This is a genomic window from Limimaricola variabilis (genome assembly GCF_034371605.1).
GTDB classification, from domain to species: domain Bacteria; phylum Pseudomonadota; class Alphaproteobacteria; order Rhodobacterales; family Rhodobacteraceae; genus Limimaricola; species Limimaricola variabilis.
Genome location: NZ_CP139692.1, coordinates 76,996 through 94,770, shown reverse-complemented (window position 1 = coordinate 94,770; position 17,775 = coordinate 76,996). Strand labels below are relative to the sequence as shown.

Here is a 17,775-nt window from a genome sequence, read left to right as displayed (position 1 = left end):
CCGCAGCATCATTTCGCACCGCTTGACCGGGATCACCTCGACGGGGGCGCAGGGGTGTCGTTGGAGACCGGCTGCTATCGTACCAGCCGGTTTTCAACCAGAAGCGCGGCCATCGAGGGAAGCGTCAACTCGGCCTCGGCCAGCGCCGCGCGGTCAGGCGTGAAGTGTCCCGTCGCGTCGAGCATGTTGATCGTCGCAGCCAGCTCGCCGCCCAAAATCACAGGCAGGTTCATCACCGCGCCGCAGCCCAAGCTGCCGATCAGCGCGGCGTCGGGAAACACCCGGTCGATCTCCTCGAGCCGGTTCGCCACGAAGCTCTCGTGGCGCCCGTGCACGACCTCGAACCAGTCGTTCATCTCGATCGGCTTGGTGCCGGAGGCCGGGTAATCGACCGGGTGGCTGGTATATGCCCGCCGCGCCAGCATCGCGCCCATGTCGACCGTCATCACGGTGAACAGCCGCGCACCGATCAGCGTCTCGGCCAGCGCCTGCAGCGCGGCATAGGCGTCGCCGGGAGCGCGTGCCGCTGACAGCGCGTCGCGAAAGCGGGTTTGGGCCTCGGGGGTCCTCGTCATCAAACATCCTTCAGTCATGCGCGGTGCCGCCCGAAGCGGCGTAGAGCGCGCGGGAGTAGGGGTCGGCAAAGCTGCCGTCATGCAGCGCCGTGGCGGGGGCGATCTCGACCACGCGGCCCCGGTTCATCACAGCCATCCGATCGCACATGAAGCCCACCACCGGCAGGTTGTGCGTCACCATCAGATAGGTTAGCCCCTGTTCGGCCCGCAGCCGTTTCAGCAGGTTCAGGATCTCGGCCTGCACGCTGACGTCGAGCGCCGAGGTCGGCTCGTCCAGCAGCATCACCTTGGGCTCCAGCATCAGGGCGCGGGCGATCGCCACGCGCTGTCGCTGCCCGCCCGACAGTTGGTGCGGGTAGCGAAACCGGAACCGCCGGTCGAGCCCGACGGCGCGCAGCATCTCCTCCACCCGCGCGTCGCGATTGCCGAGCCCGTGCACCTGCAGCGGCTCGCTCAGCACCGTGTCGACGGTCTTGCGCGGATGCAGCGACCCGTAGGGGTCCTGAAACACCATCTGGCAGCGCCGCGCGAAACCCCGGTCGGGCCGGTGGCCGCGCGACCGGCCCAGCACCGCCATCTCCCCGGTCCAGTCCGGCGCCAGCCCGGCGATCGCCTTGAGCACGGTCGATTTGCCCGAGCCGCTCTCGCCCACCAGCGCAAAGCTTTCGCCCTCGGCCACGTCGAAGCTGACGCCCTCGACCACCTTGGCCCTGCCGTAGGAGATGTCGAGATCCTTCAGGGAAATGGCGCTCATGTGCCGCTCCAGTCGCTGCGGTCGAGCACTGGCAGGGTGTCCCGCGTCTCGTGCATCCGTGGCACCGCGGCCAGCAGGCCCTGCGTATAGGCGTGCTGCGCGCGATGCAGATCGGCGGCGGCGCAGCTTTCGACGACCCGTCCCGCGTTCATCACCATGATCCGGTCGCAGTAGCGCGACACGAGGTTCAGATCGTGGCTGATCAGGATCAGCCCCATGCCGTGGTCGCGCACCAGCTCGTCGATCAGGTCGAGCACCTGCGCCTGCACCGAAACGTCGAGCGCCGAGGTCGGCTCGTCGGCGATCAGCAGGCTCGGGCGCGGTATCAGCATCATCGCGATCATCACCCGCTGACCCATGCCACCCGAGATCTCGTGCGGATACATCTTTGCCACGAGCTCGGGGTCGTTGATGCGCACCGCGTCGAGCATCTCCAGTACGCGCCTGCGGGTCGCGCTCCGGCTCAGGCGCTCATGCGCCTGCAGCGCCTCGGCGATCTGCCGGCCCACGGTCATCACCGGGTTCAGCGAGAATTTCGGGTCCTGCATGATCATCGAGATCCGCGCTCCGCGCAGGTCGCGCATCCGCCGCTCGGAAAGCTCCTGGATCTCGGTGCCCTCGAATTCCATCTTCTTTGCCGTGACCTGCCCCGGTGCGCGCACCAGCCGCAGGATCGCGCGGCCGGTCATGGATTTGCCGGAACCGCTTTCACCAACGATGCCGAGCCGCTCGCGCCCCAGATCGAAGCTCAGGCCGCGGACCACCTCGACCCGGCCCGCGGGCGTCGGAAAGCTGACCCGCAAGTCCTCGACGCTCAGAAGCGGCGCGCTCACGACTTGCCCCCCTGCTTGGGGTCGAGCACGTCGCGCAGACCGTCGCCCAGGAAACAGAAGCCGAGGCTGACGAGGATGATCGCGAAGCCGGGCATGGTGGCGACCCACCACTGGTCGAGGATGAACACCCGGCCCCGGCTGATCATCGCGCCCCATTCCGGCAGCGGCGGCTGCGCGCCCAAGCCCAGAAACCCGAGGCCGGCGGCGGTGAGGATGATCCCGGCCATGTCGAGCGTCACCCGCACGATCATCGACGAGGTGCACAGCGGCAGCACGTGGCGCAGGATGATCCGGCCATGCGAGGCGCCCAGGAGCCGGGTCGCGCCGATGAAATCGGCCTGGCAGAAGGTCAGCGTCTCGGCCCGGGCGATGCGGGCATAGGCGGGCCATGCGGTGATCGCGATGGCGATGATCGCGTTCTCGATGCCAGGGCCGAGGGCCGCGACAAAGGCCAGCGCGAGGATGAGCTTGGGCATCGACAAGAAGACGTCCGTGATGCCCATCAGCACCTTGTCGATCCAGCCGCCGAAATAGCCCGAGACCGCACCGATGATCAGCCCGAGCGGCGCCGAGATCACTGCCACCAGCGCCACGATCATCAGCGTGATCCGCGCGCCATGGATCACCCGGCTCAGGATGTCGCGGCCCAGCTCGTCGGTGCCCATCCAGTGCTGCGCCGAGGGCGGCAGCAGCCGGGCCGAGAGGTCCTGCCCAACGGCACTGTAGGGCGCGATCCACGGCGCGAGGGCGGCGGTCAGCACCAGCAGAAGGATGATCGCGCCGCCGACCACGGCGAGCGGGTTGCGCAGGAGCAGCCCCCCGGCGCGGTAGAGGCGCCCGGCATTGGCCTGCAGCCGCGAGGCGGGCGCGTCGTCGAGATACCAGTCGCGGCGCAGCATCTGCATCAGCGGCTCCTCGGGTCGAGGACGCGGTAGAGCACGTCCGAAATGCGGTTGATGAATATGAATACCGCGCCGATCACCAGCGTCGCGCCGAGCACCGCGTTCATGTCGGCGTTGAGAAGCGCCACGGTCAGGTAGTTGCCGATGCCGGGCCAGGAGAACACCGTCTCGATCATCACCGAGCCTTCGAGCAGCCCCGCATAGCTCAGACCGATCACCGTGATCAGCGGCACCCGGATCGGCCCGAAGGCGTGGACCCAGATCACCCGCCATTCGGGCAGGCCCTTGACCCGCGCCGTCACCACGTATTCCTGGCTCAGCTGGTCGAGCATGAAGGACCGGGTCATCCGCGCGATGTAGGCGAGGGAGAAAAAGCCGAGGATCGTCGCCGGCAGCGCGATGTGGCTCAGCGCGTTGGCGAAGATGCCGGGGTCGCCCGCGATCAGGCTGTCGACCAGCAGCAAGCCCGTCACCGGCGGCACGATCCCGTCATAGAAGATGTCGATCCGCCCTGGCCCCGCGACCCAGCCGAGACCGGCATAGAAGATCGCGAGCCCGACGAGACCGAGCCAGAAAGCCGGGACCGAATAGCCCAGGAGCGCCAGCACCCGGATCACCTGATCGACCCATGTGCCCTGCCGCGCCGCCGCCCAGACCCCCATCGGCACGCCGAAGGCCACGCCGATCGCGATGCCGATCGTCGCCATCTCCAGCGTCGCGGGAAAGACCCGGGCCAGATCCTCGACCACCGGTCGGTTGGTCGAAACCGAGCGCCCGAGATCGCCTTGCATCACCTGCCAGACGTAATCGGCGAACTGCACGATCAGGGTCCGATCCAGCCCCATCGCCTGCCGCGCCGCTTCGTATTGCTCCTGCGTGGCGCGGTCGCCGACCACGGCGAGCACCGGGTCGATCGGCACCACGCGGCCGATGAAGAAGGTGATCGCCAGAAGCCCCAGAAAGGTCAGCGCGGTCAGCGCGACGAACCCGGCAAGCGGCGCCGCGAAACGGCTTGCGCGGCGCAGCGCCTGCGCCGGGAGGGTCGGTGATCGGGGCACGGCTGGCACGGCGTCTCCTCGGATCAGGCGCCGCCCGGCCGGGGCGCTGCCACGGGTCACGGCCCGCGAGATGCGGGCCACGTTTCTTCAGCACGCCCGCAAATTCTTCTTGGTTCAAGCAAAAACTTTTGCTTACATCAAAATAATTTTTGTGGCGTTCGACACGCTCCGATCCGGAAAGCCCCGCTGCCCCATGCCCCGTACCGCCCACCAGACCAGCCAAGGCGCGCCGCTCGCGCCGCTCGGGCCGCTGATCCGCAAACGCCGCAAGCAGCTCGGGTTGACGCTCAAGCAGCTGGGCGAACGCGCCGGGCTTTCGGTCGGCTATCTCAGCCAAGTTGAGCGCGACAATGCCGCGCCCTCGCTTGGAACGCTGGCGCAGATCGCGGAGGCCGTGGATGTCGGGCTCGATTACTTCATCGCCACCCCCCGTCCCGCCGATGCGCTGACCCGCGACGGCGCGCGGCCACGCTTCTCGCTGGCGCATTCCGATCTGGTCTACGAGCAGATCAGCCACGAGTTTCCGGGCTCCGAGCTGTCCTCCTACATGCTGCACGTGCCGGCGGGCCACGTCTCCGAGCTGGTCCACCATGAGGGCGAGGAGATCATCGTCATCCTCGAGGGCGAGATCGAGCAGGTGCTGGGCGACGAGACCTTCCACATGCGCGCGGGCGACAGCCTGCATTACTCGGGCGCGACCCCGCATGCCTGGCGTAACACGACCGACCGGCCCGCCCGCATCCTGTGGACCGGTACGCTCGGCGTGCTGCACCGCGCGGGCGCACGGCGCAGCGACGCGCCACCGCGCCTGATCAAGTGACGACAAGGACCAACCAACGGGAGAGTGAGATGAAGACCCTGAAATCCGCGCTGCTGGCCTCGGCGCTGGCGCTGCCGCTGGCGGGCCCGCTCTGGGCCGAAACGCCCGCCGGCCTGCTCGTCGTGGCGCAGAACATCGACGACATCGTCGCCATCGACCCGGCGCAGGCCTACGAGTTCACCTCGGGCGAACTGGTCACCAACCTCTACGACCGCCTCGTGCAATACGACGCCGAGGATCCGACCGTGCTGGCCCCCGGTCTTGCGACCGAATGGGAGACCGACGCCGAGGCCAAGACCATCACCTTCACCCTGCGCGACGACGCAGTGTTCCATTCGGGCAACCCGGTGCGTGCGGAAGACGTGACCGGCTCGCTCGCCCGGGTCATCAAGCTCGACAAGACGCCGGCCTTCATTCTCGCGCAGCTTGGCTGGACCCCCGAGAACGTCGACGAGATGGTCACCGCCGAGGGCAACACCGTCACCATCCGCTACGAGGGCGAATTCTCGCCCGCCTTCGTGCTGAACGTGCTGGCCGCGCGGCCCGCCTCGATCGTCGACATGGCGACGGTGATGGAGCACGAGACCGACGGCGACATGGGCAACGCCTGGCTCAACGAGAACGCCGCGGGCTCCGGGCCTTTCTCGCTGCAGATGTACCGCCCGGCCGAGCTTGTGCGGCTCGCAGCCAACCCCGACTACTTCAAGGGCGCGCCCAAGATCGACGGGCTGATCCTGCAGCACGTGGCCGAGGCCGCGACGCAGCAGCTTCTGCTGGAGCAGGGCGATGTCGACATGGCGCGCAACCTGACGCCGGACCAGATCGCTTCGCTCTCGTCGGACGAGATCAAGGTCGAGACCTTCCCGCAGGCCGCCGTGCATTTCCTGTCGTTCAACCAGAAGACAGAGAGCCTGACGCCACCCGCCGTCTGGGAGGCGGCGCGCTACCTCGTCGATTACACCGGCATGACCGACAGCATCGTCGACGGCCAGATGGAGATCCACCAGGCCTTCTGGCCCAAGGGCTTCCCCGGCTCCTACGACGAGACGCCCTACAGCTACGACCCCGAGAAGGCCAAGCAGATCCTCGACGAGGCCGGGATCGAGACGCCGATCACCGTCTCGCTCGACGTGATCAACGCCGCCCCCTTCACCGACATGGCGCAGTCGCTTCAGGCGAGCTTCGCCGATGCGGGCATCAACTTCGAGATCCTGCCCGGCACCGGCAGCCAGGTGATCACCAAGTACCGCGAGCGCAGCCACGAGGCGATGCTGCTCTACTGGGGGCCCGACTTCATGGACCCGCATTCCAACGCCAAGGCCTTCGCCTACAACTCGGACAACTCCGACGACGCCTATGCCGCAACCACCACCTGGCGCAACGCTTGGGCGGTGCCCGAGGAGATGAACGAGATGACCCGCGCGGCGCTGACCGAGAGCGATCCCGAGAAGCGGCTCGAGATGTATCGCGAGCTGCAGAAGAAGACGCAGGAGGAGAGCCCCATCGTCGTGATGTTCCAGGCCTCCTACCAGGTGGCGATGGACGATGACGTCTCTGGCTACGTCAACGGCGCGACCTCGGACTTCGTGTTCTACCGGCTGGTCGAAAAGAACTGATCCGGCCGCCCCCGACCGCCCGCGTTGCGCGGGCGGTCGGACCCACCACAAGGACATCCTCCATGACCTCCCCCCATGCCGACCGCCTCGCGCGGCTGCGGACGCTGATGCGCGATACCGGCACCGACCTCGTCGCCATCGGCCCGTCGAGCCATATGATGTGGCTTACGGGCCTCGATCCGCACGGTGACGAGCGTCCGGTGATGCTGCTGGTCGGCCTCGACCACGCCGGCTTCCTCATGCCCGCGCTCAACGCCGCCGCCGCCCGCCGCGTGACCGATCTTTCGCTGCACTGCTGGACCGACGACGCGGGCCCCGAAGCCGCGCTCGCCGCGCTTGTGACCGAGTGCGGCGCCACCACCCCCGGTCTGTCGGTCGTGCTCGACGAGACCATGCGCGCCGATTTCGCGCTGCGCCTGTTGGGGGCGCTCGACGCGCCGCGCCATCGCTTCAGCGCCGACACGCTGGGCCGGCTGCGCGCCGCCAAGGACGCGGCCGAATACGCCGCGCTCAAGGCCAGCGCAGCGCTCAACGACGCCGCCGTTACGGCGGCCTTCGACGCGCTGCGCGAGGGCATGACCGAACTGGACCTGCAGGATATCATCCACGCCTTCTACAAGGCGCATGGCGCGCGGGCCGAGTTCACCATCATCGGCTTCGGCGAAAGCGGCGCCTATCCGCATCACCATACCGGCGACACCAGGCTCGCCCCCGGCATGGCGGTGCTGATCGACAGCGGCTGCCGGCATATGGGCTACCCGTCCGACATGACCCGCTGCGGATGGTTCGGGGGTGCGCCCGACCCCGAATTCCTCAATGTGGCCGGGGTGGTCGAGCGCGCGGTGCAGGCCGCCCTCGCCATCGCCCGCCCAGGTGTGCGCGCCGCCGAGATCGACCGCGCCGCGCGTGGCGTGATCGAAGAGGCGGGTTACGGCGAGCGCTTCGTGCACCGGACCGGCCACGGACTCGGCCTCGATGTCCACGAGCCGCCCTACATCTCCGCGACCAGCGAGGCGGTGCTCGAAGCGGGCTGCGTGTTCTCGATCGAGCCGGGGATCTACCTCGAAGGTCGCTTCGGTGTCCGGCTCGAAGACATCGTGATCCTGCGCGAGGACGGGGCGGAGATCCTGTCGGGTCTGTCGCGCGCGCTGCGAGAGGCCTGACCTGCCGACGGGCGTGGTCGCAGACCGGTCACGCCCGGTCTGCGACCGGCAGTTCACTCCCCGAGCGCGATGCCCTCGCGGCGCGGATCGGCGCCGCCCTTCAGCGTCTCGCCGATTTCGATCGCGTGCAGGCCCGAGGTCAGGTCGCGGATATCGGTCTCGTATCCGATCTCCTTGAGCGGGGCCTCAAGCGCCTCGGCGCTCGTTCCGGCTTCGAGGTCGAAGGTGCCGAAGCGGTTGACCAGATGCGGTGCGGCCAGCGCCTCCTGCACGTTCATGCCCCAGTCGGCCCAGTTGACGATGGCCTGCGCCACATAGCCGATGATCCGGCTGCCGCCGGGCGAGCCGATCACCAGCGCGGGCGCGTCGCCCTGCATCACGATGGTCGGCGCCATCGACGAGCGCGGCCGCTTGCCCGGCTCGACCCGGTTGGCGATGGGCCGGCCTTCCTCATGCGTGGCAAAGCTGAAATCCGTCAGCTCGTTGTTGAGCAGGAACCCTCGCACGAAAAGCCGCGAGCCAAAGCCGTTCTCGATCGTCGTGGTCATCGACAGCGCGTTGCCATCCTTGTCGACGATGGAGATGTGCGAGGTCGAGGGCAGCTCGATCGAGGCGTCGTCGCCCCAGAGCATCGCATGCTGCCATTCGGGGCTTCCGGGCGCGACCTCGGGCAGGGCGTCGTCGCCTGAAAGCAGCGCCGCCCGCTCGGCGAGATAGCCCGGATCGACGAGGCCTTGGGTCGGCATCGGCACATAGTCGCTATCGGCCATGTAGCGGCCGCGATCGGCGAAGGCGAGGCGCGAGGCATCGCCGATCAGCCGCCAGGCCTCGGCGCTTTCGGGTCCCATCGCGGCGAGATCATAGGTCTCAAGCATGCCGAGGATCTGCCCCACCGTGAGCGCGCCCGACGAGGGCGGCCCCATGCCACAGACCTCGTAGTCGCGGTAGGCGGCGCAGACCGCCTCGCGCTCAACCACGTCGTAGATCGAGAGATCCTGCTCGGAGAGCACGCCGGGGTTGCCCTCGGCTCCCTGCACGGCGGCCACGATGTCGGAGGCGATGCTGCCCTCGTAAAAGGCATCCGCCCCGCCCTCGGCGATGGCGCGCAGCACCTCGGCGTAGTCGGGGTTCCTGAGCGTGTCGCCCTGCGCGATGGCCGTGCCGCCTGGCAAGAAATACTCGGCCGTGGCTTCGAAGCGCTGCAACCGCTCGGCGTCCTCCGCTACCAGCGTGGCGAGGCGCGGCGAGACCTCGAAGCCCTCCTCGGCATGGGCGATGGCCGCGTCGAACAGCCCGGCCCAGTCGGATTTGCCCCATTTCTCATGCGCCGTCTCTAGCAGGCGCGGCGTGCCCGGCGTGCCGACCGAAAGTCCGCCCACCACCGCGTCGAAGAATTCGAGGGGCTGGCCGCTCTCGTCCTGGAACAGCGTCGGCGTCGCGGCCAGCGGCGCGGTCTCTCGCCCGTCCAGCGTCGTCAGCGCGCCGCTCTCGGCGTCGTACCAGACGAGGAACGCGCCGCCGCCGAGCCCCGAGCTTTGCGGCTCCACCAGCCCCAGCACCGCTTGCACCGCGACCATCGCATCGGCGGCCGAGCCGCCCGCGCGCAAGACCTCCGCGCCCGCCTCGACGGCAAGCGGATTGGCGGCGGCGACCATCCAATCCTGCGCCTCGACCGGCTGGCCTGCCTGTTTGGCCTCCATCGCGGCGCGGGCGGCTTCCGACAGCCCGGCGATCTCCCCCGAGGACGTGCCTTCGGTGGTGATGGCGTCGGCGGCCTGCTGCGCGGCCAAGGGCCCTGCGACCAGCACCAGCGGAATGGTGATCAGGAAAGTGGAATGTCTCATCATGCGCTCCTCCCGATGTTGTCACCATGAAAGACGCCGTGGCCCCGTTCCGCAAGCGCCTTTCCCTTGGGGCAGGTCGGTGGGCGGCTGCGTGCCGCGCCGGCAGGCCCGCGCAACGCCCGTCAGGTCGGTGATGACCGAAGGCCTTTGGAGGAAACCGTGGCCTCCCGCCGTCCGGAGCGTCTGACCCGACGGCGCCGTCGCCGGGTGCGGGGCGGTCGTGCCGCAAGACGACCGATCCGGAACCCGGCCCGAAGCTTCAGCTGCCGAGATCGGCGGCATAGGTCCCGAGCACCCAGCGCGGCAGTATCGGCGCGACCTGAGCGAGACGGCCTTTCGCGAAGACCAGCATCCGCTGCGGCGGCGTGTTCAAGCGGGAGTTGTCGAAGACCATCCCGCTGTCGGCGCGCAGAACCGCCTCGCGGACGAGCGGCGCGCTGCGCTCATAGCGAGCGCGGATCTTGTCTTCGGGAACGTCATGCCCTCCCTCGCCAGCGCGGCTCCGCACTCGCTCGACCGATAGCTCCGGGCTGTCTACCCCGACATGCATGACGACGACGATGTAGCCACGCGCCCGGGCGGTCTCGATGATCCCGAGCTTTGAGGGGTGGGAAAAGACCGTCTCCGTCGCAAAGCTCGCGCCCTTGGCCATCATCTCGTCGCGCCGCGCCTCGGCGATCCGCGCGGCTTCGTAGGCGGCGTCCATCGACGGATCTCGCAACTCGTCGCGCTGGATGATGTCGGCGTTGATGAAAGGACCCGCGAAACTCGGGGCGACGCGAGTCTGATAGAGCGTGGATTTGCCGGCGCCGTTGGGGCCGGCAAGCAGGACGAGGCTGGGCCTCATGCGGCGGCGTCATCCGTGGCCCAGACGAGATTGCCGCCGGCATCGAGCCCGACGCCCCGGCCAAGGGCCTGACGGTCCGCATGAAAGGCCTTTTCGGCCTCGGAAGGTTGGCCCATCTTCTCGGTGAAGGCGTCGAGCCAGGCGCTCTCCTCCTCCTCGCTCAGCTCGGTGGTGGCGAGCCGCCCCTCGAGCGCCGCGGTGATGCGCCTGTGGTCATAATTGCCCGATTGCTCGATCGCCCGACCGATCTTGAGCCAATGAGTGATCTGCCCGGCCACCGAACGGCTGTGAAGCTCCGCCTCACGCCGGACAAGGCTCATGACCTCATCGGCAAGTTTCACGGATTGCGCCATTTTCGCCTCCTTGCTTGCCGAAAAGGTAGCAAAATGCTACCCGGAAATCAAGGTTGGAGGGCCGGCGGCGCTAGTGTCGCCAAATCTCGGGCGCCCTCAGTGCGCAGGCGGCAAGACCTCCGTGGCGGCTGATGCGCCGGATCTGACCGAGGCACTGTTGTACCCGGTGATAGCGGGGGCCACGTGTATCAGTGCCGGATCAGTCATTGCCGCCACCATGAAAAGTACAAAAATCGGTACGCCGGCACCGGTTGTGAGCGATACTTGAACCGCGACTCCTTGATGGGTTCAGGGCAGGGCGCTCACGTCCTCTTCTCCAGCATCTTGGCAGGGAACACCTCGGCGAGGGTCTCCCATCCGAGGGGTTTGCGGGGCGTGGCATTCAGCCGGTTGTGCTGCCGGGCGCGGCGATCGCTGGTTCTCAGCTGCGCGGCCATCGCGAAGTAGCCCAGGACCTTCGCCATGCAGGGCTCCTGGACATGATTGCGTCTGAGCTCGCGGAAATGGTTCAGCGGTTATGCCGTATTACCCTCGTCAGCTGCGCGTAAACACCCCTCATACTGGAAAGCTCCTGCTTGATAGGGCATTGTTTTCAGACAAGAGTCGCAGTTGGGAGTAGCGCGCGCTGCTGTAAATTCAATGCTGGTTGCGACACGGGTTCAGGATAGGTCGAGCTTACGGAGTTCCTCAGCGAAGGCCTCGGCGGGTGTCCGGTAGCCGAGGCAGCGTCTTGGCGTGGCGTTCAGCTGCGTGCTGATCTCCGCCATCGCGTGGTCTGACAATGCGGCGATGGCCGTATCGCGCGGCAGATAGCGCCGGGCGCGCTTGTTCAGGTTCTCGACCGAGCCCTTCTGCCAAGGTGCCTGCGGGTCGCAGAACCACGCCTCGGTGCCCATTCCCATTCTCAGATCACGCCAGCGGTTGAACTCGAGCCCCCGGTCAAAGGTGATCGAGCGTCGTGCGGACAGGGGCAGAGGCGACAGCAGGGCGATCAGACGGTTCATCAGATGCTTGGAGCTGCGATCGTTGTTGCGGAACAGGACGGCATAGCGGGTCTTGCGCTCCACCAGCGAGGCCACGTTGGCCTTGCCCAACTCCTTGCGAAAGATCATCAAATCGCCTTCCCAGTCTCCGAACCCACTACGATCGTTGACGTCGTCCGGCCGGTTCTGGATCGCGCGTTCCAATGGAAAGACGGGGCCTCGGGGCCGACGGGCGTAGCGAGGTTTGCGCTGGCGGCGACGCTCGGGGAGGTGACGCGCCAGGTCCTGGCTCTGGCCGTCCTGCGAGTAGACGAAGGCGTAGATCGTTTCATGGCAAATGGTGCTGCGATGCTCTTCGAAGCGTAGCCGCCCGGCGATCTGCTCGGGTGACCAACCAGCTTTCAGGCGATCGATGACGGCCTCGCGCAGGGCCGTCATCCGGATCAGTTTGCGACGCCTATGGCGGCGCTCGGCGGCCCGTTTCTGGGCCAGCATGCCGTAGTAGCCGCTGAGATGGGGCAGCTCGCTGTCTTGGAACCGGTTACGCTGGATCTCGCGGTAGATCGTCGAGCGATGGCGGGACAATCTCGCCGCAATACTTGCCACGGACATCTTCGCCTGTAGAAGGTCTTCAACCAGACGCCGTTCTCGTAGATCCAGCTCGCGGTGGGCCATCTTCCAAACTCCTGTGTTTGCGACAGGATAGAGCGTTTGTCGCAACCCAGTTTAGAAAGTGCCTGCTCCCATAGCAGTTACCGCGTAATAGGCGTTATGTACCTTTTGTGCGTCCGGTTTCGCTTGTTTTGGCATCCTCTCGGATCCCAAACCGCAGCCAGTTTTCCATCGGCCAGCGCTCGAATGGCTCAGAAGTACCAGCGGATTCGGATAGCTTCAGCCACGCCAAGTCCGGATCGGTCCGGAATCGATATGTGTGAAATCCGAGCCGTGGTAGCGGCCGACGCCCCCGACTTGCAGCCATTCCGCGATGTCCGCCACTTGATCGGTCGGAATTCCCGCAAACTGGATGTCTGCGGCACGGCGCCTCATGTGATAGCTGTTGGACGAGGCGCCCGTCCCGCGTTGCTGCAAGAACCTTGTGGTTTGCGGCGTGCGAAAACCCGACAGCAGGGTGATCTGGCCCGAATGCCCCTGCCGCCGCACTTCGTCCGAGATCGCTGCCAAGCCCCAATAAATTCTGGGGTCTATGCTCGGAGCCTCCCCGTCGCGCCAATCCCGGAACAACCAATCGAGCTGACGCAGGGCGCGCCGGTCGGCGCGGTTGCCCTTCATGAACCGCAGAGCTTTCCGCTCGCCGGTATGAGCGTTCGTAATATCGAGGTAACTGTCCCCGCGCGGAAACACGTAGTCCAGTCGGGTGCCGGACCGCGTGGGCGGGGGCAGCTTCTCGTAGCCACGCGCGGCGCAGCCCGAAAGGAGTGGCACAGCAAGGCTCGCGCCAAGAGTGCAGACAAGTTTGCGTCGAGAGACGTGGCCCGCGGAGGGGCTGCCTGTTTCCATGGTTCCTCATCACTGCTCGGCCCCGTTTCCCGGGATCTCGAAAAAGACGCTGTCGAGAGCGACTTCCAGAAGTGAAGCATGCGACAGACCAATGTTTCGGACAAGACGGATCGGGCCGGTGGCGCCTGAATGATGCCGAGCCGCAGCGGTTGCCTTGCTCTCAGGTACGACATCGCCGAACTGTGCCCCCTGTGATTTGGCGGCCAGTCTGGAAGGCGATGCTTTCTATAAGGATGGCGGCGCTGAACCTCCTTCTGCTCATCACGACACCCGAACTGGCCTACGTTTCAATTGGACACTCGGGCATGAACACGGCGACTGGAGCATTTGTCCAAGCCCGCGTTCGCGTTTGCCCATGAAGTTATGACCAATGGCGACCGCTGGCGCTGACCCGCTCCCCTGAAATGTCCGCGCTTTGAAGTTAGCCTGTTCCCCAAGCGAGGAGACAGACGATGAGAAGAAGCCGGTTCAGCGAGGAGCAGATCATCCGCATCTTGAAGGAGCACCAAGCCGGGCTCGGGGTGAAGGAGCTGTGCCGACAGCACGGGATCAGTGATGCGACCTTTTACAAGTGGCGCTCGAAGTATGGCGGCATGGAAGTGCCGGACGCGAAGCGGCTGAAGGCGCTGGAGGCCGAGAATGCGAAGCTGAAGAAGATGTTGGCGGAGCAGATGCTGGACATGGCCACGCTCAAGGAAATGCTCGCAAAAAATGTATGGTCCGCCCCGCGCTTGCAAGCTGCGCGATGCCATTCAGGCTTGCGTAAATGTATCCGGCCTCTGATCAGTGGGCCGCTTTTGGCGGCCAGGCCTTGATGAGATCCGCGCCTCGGGTTCCAGATTAGTTGCTACGGGATCGCGTCCCGCTTTTTTGCGAATGGTTTACCCGTGGCTGATCAGCCGTTTGGTCATCGTGCCTCCTGCAATCGGTGGGCAGTCGGCGTCAGGCAGCAGCTCCCTTCGAGCGGAGATAGAGTTGCCCGGGCCGCGTAAGGATCGCCCAAGCAATCCGTGTGATCTTGTTCGCCAGCGCCACAACCGCCTTGTTGCGATGCGTGCGCCCCTCGAGTGCCCTGAGCTATGCCCGAATTTGGGTGACGCGCTTTGATCAGGCGGCGCGGTTCTTGGCGTCGAGGACGCCGTCGGTGAATTTGACGCCCTCGATCACCATTGGCAACTGGTTGGCGCCCTTCAGGCGACGCCACCCCTTCGCGGCGGCTTGCACGAGCTTGTAGACCATCAGCCGAGCCGTCTTCTGGGATAGCGCACCTTTCGTGCGGACGGTGCGGTGCCTGACGGTGGCGAACACGCTTTCAATGGGGTTCGAGGTCCGCAGATGATCCCAGTGCGCGGCGGGAAAATCATAGAACGCCAACAGCGCCTCGCGGTCCTTGGTCAGGCAGGTTGCGGCCTTGTGGTATTTCGCGCCGTATTTCTCGACGAAGACGTCCAGCGCAGCCTCGGCGGCGACACGGGTCTCGGCCTGCCAGATCTCGCGCAGGTCGGCTTTGACGGCGGGCTGGAGGGACTTGGGGACCTTGTTCAGCACGTTCGACGTCTTGTGAACCCAGCAGCGTTGGTGCCTGGTGCTGGGGAATACCTCGTCGAGCGCCTTCCAGAACCCGAGCGCGCCGTCGCCGACAGCGATCTCGGGCGCGCAGGTCAGGCCACGCGCCTTGAGGTCGACTAGCAGCTCGCGCCAGCTCTGCGCGCTCTCGCGCATGCCGACCTGAAAGCCCACGAGCTCTTTCTTTCCTTCCGGCGTCGCGCCGATGAGAACCAGCATGCATTCGGCCTGCGGCTCCATTCGGGCCTGGAGATAGACGCCGTCGGCCCAGACATAGGCGTAACGACGCGCGGCGAGGTCGCGGCGCTGCCAGCGCCCATACTCCGTTTCCCATTCACCGGTCAGGCGCGCCAGCACGCCAGGCGACAGGTTCGGGGCGTTCTCGCCGAGCAGGGCCGCGAGCGCCTCCTGGAAGTCCCCGGTCGAGATGCCGCGGAGGTAGAGAACCGGCAACAGCGCGTCCAAGCTGCGCGAGCGCCGCGCCCACCTCGGCAGGATCGCGGATGTGAACCGGATCTTATCCGCTTCGTTCTCCGCTGACCGATCCCGGACCTTCGGCCGCCTGATTGCGAGCCCGCCGATCCCGGTCTGGATCTCACGCTCGGGGCCGTAGCCATGCCGAACCACGCGCTGGCGCCCATCTGGCAGGCGGGTTTCGGCAAGCTCTGCGACGAAGGCATCCGCCTCCGCCCGCAGGGCCGCAGCCAACATCCGGCGCGCCCCCTCACGGGCGATCTCGGTCAGGGGATCGTCCAGCGAATGGGGCTGACGAAGCGGGATGATGTCAGTATCGTTCTTCATGGCGTATCGCTCCTTCGGGAGGTTCTGGCAGGCTTCAGCACCCGCCACGATACGCCGCCTTCTCAGGCCGCATCACCCATTTTCAGCCATAGCTCGAGTGCCCTCAGCCACCGGCCGAGCGCGTGCTTCTCGCGATCGAGGTGCAGGAAGCATGATCGCGCTCCGTGAATGAGCAGGCGTCGGACATAGCCGTTGCCTCGCTTGCTGATCCCGCGAAGGGTCTGCTTGCCGCCAGTGGAATGCTCGGCGGGCACGAGACCGAGCCAGGCGGCCATGTCCCGCGCCTTGCGGAACTGCAACCCATTCCCGGCCGCAGCCATGAGGGCGGTGGCGCCCAACGGTCCAATTCCGGGCACGGTCATGAGACGACGTGCGACCTCGTCGGTATGGGCCGTCGCTTCGATTGCCTTCGAGATCTCCGCAATGCGCCGCTCGAGGTGGTCGAGATCGTCGAGGAGATCACGCAGCATCGCGCGCATGATGTCAGTCAGATCGTTCTCTGTGCAGTCGAGATGGCGCCGGATGTCGATATGGAACACGCCGGCGCCGGTTCGCATTGCCAAACCATATTCAAGGCAGAAAGCGCGGGCTTGATTGATCAGCGCGGTCCGGCTGCGGATCAGTCGATCGCGGATACGATGCAGTGCTTGCAGATCAATCTGCTCGGGCGTTCTCACCTGGACGAAGCGCATGGTTGGACGGGTCACCGCTTCGGCAATGGCTTCGGCATCCACCACATCCGTCTTGTTCGACTTCACATAGGGCTTCACGAACTTTGCGGGGATGATGCAGGCGTCGTGGCCGAGCTCGATAAGCTTCCGAGCAAGCCATTGGGAGCCGGGACAAGCCTCCATGCCCACCCGTGCAGCCGTGGCTGACGCAAAGAAGCGCAGGAGCGTGTCGCGGGTGAACTTGGCTCTCTGGATGGGCCGACCCCCTGCATCGAGTGCGACGAGATGGAATACTTTCTTGCCAAGGTCGATGCCGTAGACGGCGGCTTCCGGTTTGGGATTGATGCGCATCCGTTATCCTCCTTCTCCTATAGCGACAAAGGCTATGCCTGGATGCGGGGCGGACCATCCCATTACTTCTGAGGCCTGGTTCGAGGAGACGTGCCGTGGACTGGGCCATGACAGAGAAAAGCTATTCGCAGCGGCGCGCCTGCGCCTTGGTCGGGATCGACCCGCGCGTGTATCGGCGGCGACCCACCAGACCCTCCGACGAGGAACTGCGCCGACGGCTGCGAGCACTTGCCGGCGAGCGACGACGCTTCGGCTATCGCCGCCTGCACCTCCTGCTGGAGCGGGAGGGCTGGGTGCTGAACTGGAAGAAGCTGTATCGGCTCTACCGCGAGGAAGGGCTGACCGTGCGCAAGCGCGGCGGCCGCAAACGCGCCATCGGGACAAGGGCGCCCATGGCGATCCCGCAGGGGCCGAACCAGCGGTGGAGCCTGGACTTCGTATCCGACAGCTTCGCCGATGGCCGGCGGTTCCGGGTGCTCTGCGTGATCGACGACTTCAGCCGGGAATGCCTGGCAGCCGTCGTCGATACCCCGCTGTCCGGCCTGCGGGTGGCACGTGAGCTCGACCGGATCGCCGAACTGCGGGGCTATCCTTGCATGGTGGTCAGCGACAACGGCACGGAGCTGACCAGCAATGCGATCCTGAAATGGCAGGAGGACCGCAAGGTGGAATGGCATTACATCGCCCCGGGAAAGCCGATGCAGAACGGCTTCGTCGAGAGCTTCAACGGGCGACTGCGCGACGAATGCCTGAACGAGCACCTGTTCTCGAACCTGCGCCATGCCCGTCAGCTGATCGAGGCCTGGCGGGACGACTACAACCACCACCGCCCCCATACGAGCCTCGACGGGCTGACGCCCCGCGAGTATCACCACCGGGCCGAAAACGACCAAACCCTGAACAGAGCTAACCTATAAACGAGGACTCTCAGGGGAGCGGGTCAACCTGCATTCGATCGGATGTTTTGGTCCGGCGGTCAGGATCTGTCCCTGAACGTGTCTGATCCGATGGATCTTCGCACGATCTCTACCTGCTGGCCGATCTCCAACAAATACGGAGATTCTGCGCAGTCAGAAATTTTCCTCTCCTGAGCAGAAATTTTCTCACCCGGTCACGGGAA

At 66.0% G+C, this 17,775-nt stretch carries 15 protein-coding genes and 4 pseudogenes; 5 read left to right on the top strand and 14 right to left on the bottom strand.

Annotated features, from left to right (window positions below):
- Positions 1-74: 74 nt before the first annotated feature.
- From T8T21_RS16240 to T8T21_RS16220, 5 genes are read right to left on the bottom strand one after another with little or no spacing between them, the layout of a single operon-like run.
- The gene (locus T8T21_RS16240) at positions 75-575 is read right to left on the bottom strand and encodes a GAF domain-containing protein (RefSeq protein ID WP_322337725.1); all 501 of its coding nucleotides are present in this window, start codon (positions 573-575) and stop codon (positions 75-77) included.
- A gap of 10 nt (positions 576-585) precedes the next feature.
- Complete coding sequence (locus tag T8T21_RS16235; protein WP_322337724.1) at positions 586-1,329, bottom strand: ABC transporter ATP-binding protein; 744 nt, start codon at positions 1,327-1,329, stop codon at positions 586-588.
- On the bottom strand, positions 1,326-2,162 hold the full coding sequence (locus T8T21_RS16230; RefSeq protein WP_322337723.1) for an ABC transporter ATP-binding protein: 837 nt from the start codon (positions 2,160-2,162) through the stop codon (positions 1,326-1,328). Before T8T21_RS16230 ends, T8T21_RS16235 begins: the two co-directional genes overlap by 4 nt.
- Positions 2,159-3,061, bottom strand: coding sequence for an ABC transporter permease (locus T8T21_RS16225; protein ID WP_322337777.1), 903 nt, complete (start codon positions 3,059-3,061; stop codon positions 2,159-2,161). The genes T8T21_RS16230 and T8T21_RS16225 overlap by 4 nt, the downstream gene beginning before the upstream one ends.
- 5 nt (positions 3,062-3,066) lie before the next feature.
- Positions 3,067-4,089, bottom strand: coding sequence for an ABC transporter permease (locus tag T8T21_RS16220; protein WP_322337776.1), 1,023 nt, complete (start codon positions 4,087-4,089; stop codon positions 3,067-3,069).
- 226 nt (positions 4,090-4,315) lie between these two features.
- Here T8T21_RS16220 and T8T21_RS16215 point away from each other — a divergent pair, with 226 nt between their 5' ends.
- From T8T21_RS16215 to T8T21_RS16205, 3 genes are all read left to right on the top strand, one after another.
- Positions 4,316-4,942 carry a cupin domain-containing protein gene (locus tag T8T21_RS16215; RefSeq protein WP_322337722.1) on the top strand — a complete coding sequence of 209 codons (627 nt, stop codon included), beginning with the start codon at positions 4,316-4,318 and terminating at the stop codon, positions 4,940-4,942.
- Between the two features lie 29 nt (positions 4,943-4,971).
- Complete coding sequence (locus T8T21_RS16210; protein ID WP_322337721.1) at positions 4,972-6,558, top strand: ABC transporter substrate-binding protein; 1,587 nt, start codon at positions 4,972-4,974, stop codon at positions 6,556-6,558.
- A gap of 62 nt (positions 6,559-6,620) precedes the next feature.
- The gene (locus T8T21_RS16205; RefSeq protein ID WP_322337720.1) at positions 6,621-7,721 is read left to right on the top strand and encodes an aminopeptidase P family protein; all 1,101 of its coding nucleotides are present in this window, start codon (positions 6,621-6,623) and stop codon (positions 7,719-7,721) included.
- A gap of 53 nt (positions 7,722-7,774) precedes the next feature.
- Here T8T21_RS16205 and ggt read toward each other — a convergent pair whose 3' ends face one another.
- The 6 genes from ggt to T8T21_RS16175 all read right to left on the bottom strand — a co-directional run bounded on the left by ggt (position 7,775) and on the right by T8T21_RS16175 (position 13,266).
- On the bottom strand, positions 7,775-9,568 hold the full coding sequence (gene ggt, locus T8T21_RS16200) for a gamma-glutamyltransferase (protein WP_407660143.1): 1,794 nt from the start codon (positions 9,566-9,568) through the stop codon (positions 7,775-7,777).
- Positions 9,569-9,824: 256 nt separating this feature from the next.
- Positions 9,825-10,412, bottom strand: coding sequence for a zeta toxin family protein (locus T8T21_RS16195; protein WP_322337718.1), 588 nt, complete (start codon positions 10,410-10,412; stop codon positions 9,825-9,827).
- Positions 10,409-10,765 (bottom strand): TA system antitoxin ParD family protein, encoded by a 357-nt coding sequence (locus tag T8T21_RS16190; RefSeq protein WP_322337717.1) that lies wholly within the window; start codon positions 10,763-10,765, stop codon positions 10,409-10,411. Before T8T21_RS16190 ends, T8T21_RS16195 begins: the two co-directional genes overlap by 4 nt.
- A 302-nt stretch (positions 10,766-11,067) precedes the next feature.
- Complete coding sequence (locus T8T21_RS16185) at positions 11,068-11,229, bottom strand: hypothetical protein (RefSeq protein WP_322337716.1); 162 nt, start codon at positions 11,227-11,229, stop codon at positions 11,068-11,070.
- Between the two features lie 195 nt (positions 11,230-11,424).
- Positions 11,425-12,423, bottom strand: a complete 999-nt coding sequence (locus T8T21_RS16180) for an IS30 family transposase (RefSeq protein WP_322337715.1) — start codon at positions 12,421-12,423, stop codon at positions 11,425-11,427.
- A 216-nt stretch (positions 12,424-12,639) separates the two neighbouring features.
- Positions 12,640-13,266, bottom strand: coding sequence for a YcbK family protein (locus T8T21_RS16175; RefSeq protein ID WP_322337714.1), 627 nt, complete (start codon positions 13,264-13,266; stop codon positions 12,640-12,642).
- Between the two features lie 452 nt (positions 13,267-13,718).
- Here T8T21_RS16175 and tnpA point away from each other — a divergent pair.
- A pseudogene (tnpA, locus tag T8T21_RS16170) lies at positions 13,719-13,982 on the top strand (IS66 family insertion sequence element accessory protein TnpA); the annotation flags it as partial.
- Positions 13,983-14,208: 226 nt separating this feature from the next.
- On the opposite strand, the pseudogene T8T21_RS20890 reads toward tnpA, so the two are convergent.
- The 3 genes and pseudogenes from T8T21_RS20890 to T8T21_RS16160 form a co-directional block, all read right to left on the bottom strand.
- Positions 14,209-14,343 (bottom strand): annotated as a pseudogene (locus T8T21_RS20890) (IS110 family transposase); the annotation flags it as partial.
- Positions 14,344-14,373: 30 nt separating this feature from the next.
- On the bottom strand, positions 14,374-15,633 hold the full coding sequence (locus tag T8T21_RS16165; RefSeq protein ID WP_322337585.1) for an IS256 family transposase: 1,260 nt from the start codon (positions 15,631-15,633) through the stop codon (positions 14,374-14,376).
- Positions 15,634-15,725: 92 nt separating this feature from the next.
- Positions 15,726-16,655 (bottom strand): annotated as a pseudogene (locus tag T8T21_RS16160) (IS110 family RNA-guided transposase); the annotation flags it as partial.
- Between the two features lie 65 nt (positions 16,656-16,720).
- Between T8T21_RS16160 and T8T21_RS16155 the strand changes: the two are divergent.
- Positions 16,721-17,572 (top strand): annotated as a pseudogene (locus T8T21_RS16155) (IS3 family transposase); the annotation flags it as partial.
- Positions 17,573-17,775: the final 203 nt, after the last annotated feature.

Coding starts and splice junctions, on each gene's coding strand:
- T8T21_RS16210 (WP_322337721.1), top strand. CDS start 4,972: ATGAAGACCCTGAAATCCGCGCTGCTGGCCTCGGCGCTGGCGCTGCCG.
- T8T21_RS16195 (WP_322337718.1), bottom strand. CDS start 10,412: ATGAGGCCCAGCCTCGTCCTGCTTGCCGGCCCCAACGGCGCCGGCAAA.
- T8T21_RS16165 (WP_322337585.1), bottom strand. CDS start 15,633: ATGAAGAACGATACTGACATCATCCCGCTTCGTCAGCCCCATTCGCTG.
- T8T21_RS16240 (WP_322337725.1), bottom strand. CDS start 575: ATGACGAGGACCCCCGAGGCCCAAACCCGCTTTCGCGACGCGCTGTCA.
- T8T21_RS16225 (WP_322337777.1), bottom strand. CDS start 3,061: ATGCTGCGCCGCGACTGGTATCTCGACGACGCGCCCGCCTCGCGGCTG.
- T8T21_RS16205 (WP_322337720.1), top strand. CDS start 6,621: ATGACCTCCCCCCATGCCGACCGCCTCGCGCGGCTGCGGACGCTGATG.
- ggt (WP_407660143.1), bottom strand. CDS start 9,568: ATGATGAGACATTCCACTTTCCTGATCACCATTCCGCTGGTGCTGGTC.
- T8T21_RS16215 (WP_322337722.1), top strand. CDS start 4,316: ATGCCCCGTACCGCCCACCAGACCAGCCAAGGCGCGCCGCTCGCGCCG.
- T8T21_RS16185 (WP_322337716.1), bottom strand. CDS start 11,229: ATGGCGAAGGTCCTGGGCTACTTCGCGATGGCCGCGCAGCTGAGAACC.
- T8T21_RS16180 (WP_322337715.1), bottom strand. CDS start 12,423: ATGGCCCACCGCGAGCTGGATCTACGAGAACGGCGTCTGGTTGAAGAC.
- T8T21_RS16175 (WP_322337714.1), bottom strand. CDS start 13,266: ATGGAAACAGGCAGCCCCTCCGCGGGCCACGTCTCTCGACGCAAACTT.
- T8T21_RS16235 (WP_322337724.1), bottom strand. CDS start 1,329: ATGAGCGCCATTTCCCTGAAGGATCTCGACATCTCCTACGGCAGGGCC.
- T8T21_RS16190 (WP_322337717.1), bottom strand. CDS start 10,765: ATGGCGCAATCCGTGAAACTTGCCGATGAGGTCATGAGCCTTGTCCGG.